Genomic DNA, 4,276 nt, shown 5'->3' with positions numbered 1-4,276 from the left:
TCAACCGGCTCCACGAACTGTTGCCATGGAACTGGAAACCCGTGAATACACTGCACAGACAGGCCGCATAATCAAGGCGGCCCAGAGCGGCCGGTTACGTTGCAGCAGCGTGCATTGCCGGATTATCGGCAGGCATGCTCTCTTCGGGTCAATCATCTGCCGCCTCTGATCACGCCCAACCGAGCAGAGGCATCCCGCAAAAAATCCCGTTCCACCAGCAACTGGCCGATCTTGGCGTGCAGTTTCTCTACATCAGCAGGGCTGACTGAAGGTTCCGTTACTGACTTACCAGAAAAAAGGCTTGCCATGCCTTCGATCGCCTGGCGCTTCCATTGGGCGATCATCGTCTGATGCACGCCATGTTTCGAAGCCAGTTCCGCCAGCGTCAGTTCCCCACGGATCGCCTCCAGCGCAACCCGTGACTTGAACTCTGCCGCATACCGTTTCCGCGTAACCTTGCCCATAAAACCCGTCCTCGTTCAGGCCAGATGATAGCTTATCGCCCTGTCCGAAAAATGGGGACCACCTCTCATTTCCCCATATCCGAACGACGCTCCTCTTCGGTTGCGTATTTTTTCATATCGAAAAAGCCTTTTGTATCGGCGTTCGCTTTACCTTCTTTTACCTTCTTATCACTGGGACGAAAGACAATATCCAAACCAGCTCAAGTATAGGTAACAGCATCCTGCGGATCCGTCGGAGACGCGTAACAAAATGTTGCCTTCAAGCGTATTTTACCTTGTAGACCACCAGTTGGTATTGGAAGCGGCGCGCGTAAATATTTTCCGGGCTTTAATTCGCCTTGATAGACCACCCGCGCCACGCCAGACGGACAAGTAATAACTTCCATCAAATCTTCTGGAATTTTACCCCAACCGACTTCAATTTTATCGTGTTCAGAGGGATCAGCACTATGAACAAGCAACGCTTTAATAGCGAGCGGCGATAAATCCGACCCAAGAACCGCATGAACTCCAACAGCATTGCGCAATAAATATGGTGATGCAAAACTTGTTCCCAATTGAGGCACTAAGGACGGCTTGGCTCCCGATGCCAGAACATGAAAATATTTAGAATTTTCTGCGGCCCCACCAAAAGCCATAAGATCAGGTTTTACTACGCCTGGACTACGACCGGGTCCAACGGCGCTGTAAGCGGCCCGACCCCAAGTTTTATCAACGTTGTCAGCAGCCCCTACGGACAACGCATTCACGCAATCCGATGGCACCTGAACACGTGCGTTACCTGTGGAGCGATCCATAGCGCCGTTATTTCCAACGGCTATGGTCATCAATGTATCGCCATCGCTCAACAAATCATCAATCACAGAAGTCCACGCGTGTACATCTGTATCTTCAATTGGGAGATCCGGTCCCAAACTCAAATTGATGAACTGATAATATCGAGACAGAAGAACTTCTTCCACAAACCCCAGCGTACGATATAATTCCAATGGGTCTTCTGAATCAGTTTCACGATCCAGAACGCGGAGATGATCAACATAAGAATAAGGCCGAGACGGAGTGCTATTGGGTATGATCGGTCCAAAAAGGAATGCCGACGTGACTGCAAGCCCATGCTCAATGCCGCCTGGATCATCTTCCGCATGCTCATCCATGACGCGATAAGTATTTACCCACGGAGTGATACTGCTATTTGTCGGCAAACCACCATCCAAAATGGCGACTTTAGGCTCTGACGACAGCGGCTGCTCCGTGGGCAGGCTACACGGCACAGTCACCCCAGAAGCCCGTTGTATCGGACGCATACCACGCAACTTGGGCATGGAACGAATTACACGTACAAAAGAGAACTCAGCTAGGTGCCTGATGCTCTCACTATCGCCCTCTGCAGGAAGAAACCATAGATTCCCTGCGCTAAATGCCAGATCGAGGTGCAGCTTTACGCCAACGTCGGTCGCATATTTGGCAAATGCGCGTTGTACAAATTGAGAGTTATCTCCGGGTAACAGATGAACACCCACTTCGAAAAAACGATCTTGGGATTTTTCGAATGACACAATGCGATCTGTTGACTCAAATGCAGAAAAATTCTCAATATGAGAAAGGTCTTTGGCTTCACTGGACCCTTCTTCAACTTCTCCAGCCCAATCTGCCAACTGACGAAACGCTTTTCGCCGTCCCACCACAAAAAGCTCCGTGGTCGTTGACTCGCGCGGAGAACCCTTTTTTGCCCAAGCCTCCGGGGTCAGTTTTACAGCTCTACTCCCGACCGACTCAAGACCAGCACTGCGCAACATTGCGACAGGATAAAAAGAACGCGCGATGTAACTGGGATTCAAGGCGAGACGGGCCACACTCAAATCGCCCGGACAGGCTTTGGAGGGCAACCTATCGAGATTTATCGATGTTTCGATAAATTGCGGCACCAGACGTGTTCTCGCTTGCTGCAGCGTATAAACTTCAGCTTTCGTTATCTTCCGTCGAGGACCTTTAATATCATAAGTAAGGAGTTCGCCTCGTCCTATCAAAAAATTGGTCTGACTCATCCTTCACGTCTCCGCTTTTTAGGAACGACGGCAGGACCGTCAGTCGTGTATTTTCTAATAGTATCTCGGCTCACACCTGTAATATCCGAAATACTATGCTGAGACAGGCGTGTTTGTTTAGCGAGTAAAACAGCCATATCGATACGCCCCTGTCGATCCAATGATAGAGCGCGAGCTTTAATGAATTCCTCAATTAAATCGACATCTGGAGCTGTTCCCAATGCTACTGCTCGCCGAAAGCGCTGTATCTCTCTTCCTATATCGCTAAAGGACTGTCCACGAAACGCGAAGGTCAGAATATCTACCCACCGAGCAAACAACGCGAAATCAGGTCCCAAGAACCGTTTAATAGCTTCTTTGACCGCTACGGGCTCAGGTGTCTTAAATTCGACAACCAAGTCAAACCGTCGCCACAACGCAGGATCAATCAGCTCTGGATGATTAGTTGCGGCCAACAACACCCCGGTAGAAGGCCACTCATCAACTTCCTGCAAAATCACTGTCACAAGACGCTTGAGTTCACCCACATCGGAATCATCGCTACGTCGCTTGGCAATTGCATCGATTTCATCAAGCAACAACACACAAGGGCGTTGTTTAGCAAAATCAAGAGCTGCGCGTAAATTGTTACCGCTACGCACCAACAAACTACTCATAACCGCAGTAAGATCGAGTACATACAGCGGTACACCTAGCTGAGATGCCAACCAACGCGCAGTGAGTGTCTTACCCAGTCCAGGTTGGCCAACAAATATTGCAGAGCGTGTTGGCACCAAACCCGCTGCGACAAGACGCTCAGCTTGCTTACGCTCCAAGATCAACTGTCCAAGCATTTCCTCCAATCCGGGAGAAAGCAGTGGCGCTTCCTGATCTGGAAGATCCGTAAACTCTTTAAGCAGTGACAAGCGCGACTCATCGTCCACTGGCAAAGCCTGTTCCGGAGAGGATGGTGTAACTGCCTTCCGTAACGGAGCTCCGGTGCGATGCGGTTTGGAACGAAGGAACATATCTACCTGTGCTGCCAACTCAGGTTCAGTCCCTCGATATTTTCTAACTAGCCGTGCGGCGAACAGGCGTACGTCCTCCGTTTGCTCGGCCAAGGCGAGCCGAACAATCTGGGCTAAATCAGACTTCAATCCACTAGAATCGTCCATAAACACTGTAACCCATTCATATAAAACACTTTTTTTCATTCAAAAATGGACTAAAATTATTCTCTCATATTTTCTGTCTGCTGGAAAGATATTCTGAGCGATCAGAACCAATCGCCCACTCACCACTCTTGGCGCGGTCATGATCAGCCATGACCATTATGAGAGCGGGCGCATCAAGGCAGGAAGTCTATGATCAAAGAGAACGTCTCTTCCTCAACGTTCACAGTCATTCCCTGTCCATTCTCTCGGCGCTTTCGTGGCACTCCAACCCGACACGATGCTGGAACTCGCACTGCCGGGTACGGGGCTGGCGCACCTTGCGGCGTTTCAAATTGATCCACACATCATCGCCGGGCGGCTGACCTCAATGCTTGAGCACTTTCAGATTGACAGATTTGTCGATGTGCAAGCCGTCTATCTGGGACATCGTGGCACGCTGTCCGCGCGGATCAGGGCAGTTCTTGATTTTCTAAAGAAGAATGTGTGCATCGGTCCTAGCCAGCTATCGGGGGAGTAAAAAGCGCGTTTGGTCAGCCATTGCGTGGCATGCGTGTAAACCCGCTTCCTGAGGCCATCACGACGATCATCAGGGCACAGAGCAGCAAAACTGTTG

The 4,276-nt window shown here is 50.2% G+C and carries 4 protein-coding genes and 1 pseudogene; 1 reads left to right on the top strand and 4 read right to left on the bottom strand.

Annotation, left to right across the window (positions count from 1 at the left end; genetic code table 11):
• Positions 1 to 90: 90 nt before the first annotated feature.
• The 4 genes and pseudogenes from CFR78_RS15815 to CFR78_RS15805 all read right to left on the bottom strand — a co-directional run.
• Positions 91 to 464 (bottom strand): annotated as a pseudogene (locus tag CFR78_RS15815) (transposase); the annotation flags it as partial.
• A 65-nt stretch (positions 465 to 529) separates the two neighbouring features.
• Positions 530 to 658 carry a hypothetical protein gene (locus CFR78_RS16710; protein ID WP_258366214.1) on the bottom strand — a complete coding sequence of 43 codons (129 nt, stop codon included), beginning with the start codon at positions 656 to 658 and terminating at the stop codon, positions 530 to 532.
• A 6-nt stretch (positions 659 to 664) separates the two neighbouring features.
• Positions 665 to 2,509, bottom strand: a complete 1,845-nt coding sequence (locus tag CFR78_RS15810; protein WP_205619130.1) for a S8 family peptidase — start codon at positions 2,507 to 2,509, stop codon at positions 665 to 667.
• Positions 2,506 to 3,702, bottom strand: a complete 1,197-nt coding sequence (locus CFR78_RS15805) for an AAA family ATPase (protein ID WP_220032414.1) — start codon at positions 3,700 to 3,702, stop codon at positions 2,506 to 2,508. The genes CFR78_RS15810 and CFR78_RS15805 overlap by 4 nt, the downstream gene beginning before the upstream one ends.
• A 217-nt stretch (positions 3,703 to 3,919) precedes the next feature.
• Between CFR78_RS15805 and CFR78_RS15800 the strand changes: the two genes are divergently transcribed.
• Positions 3,920 to 4,180 (top strand): type 2 periplasmic-binding domain-containing protein, encoded by a 261-nt coding sequence (locus CFR78_RS15800; RefSeq protein WP_034927968.1) that lies wholly within the window; start codon positions 3,920 to 3,922, stop codon positions 4,178 to 4,180.
• The last annotated feature ends 96 nt before the right edge of the window (positions 4,181 to 4,276 follow it).

Source organism: Komagataeibacter rhaeticus (assembly GCF_003207855.1).
Lineage (GTDB): Bacteria > Pseudomonadota > Alphaproteobacteria > Acetobacterales > Acetobacteraceae > Komagataeibacter > Komagataeibacter rhaeticus.
Note: the sequence above shows the minus strand (reverse complement) of the source record. Positions and strands in the feature narration are given on the sequence as shown.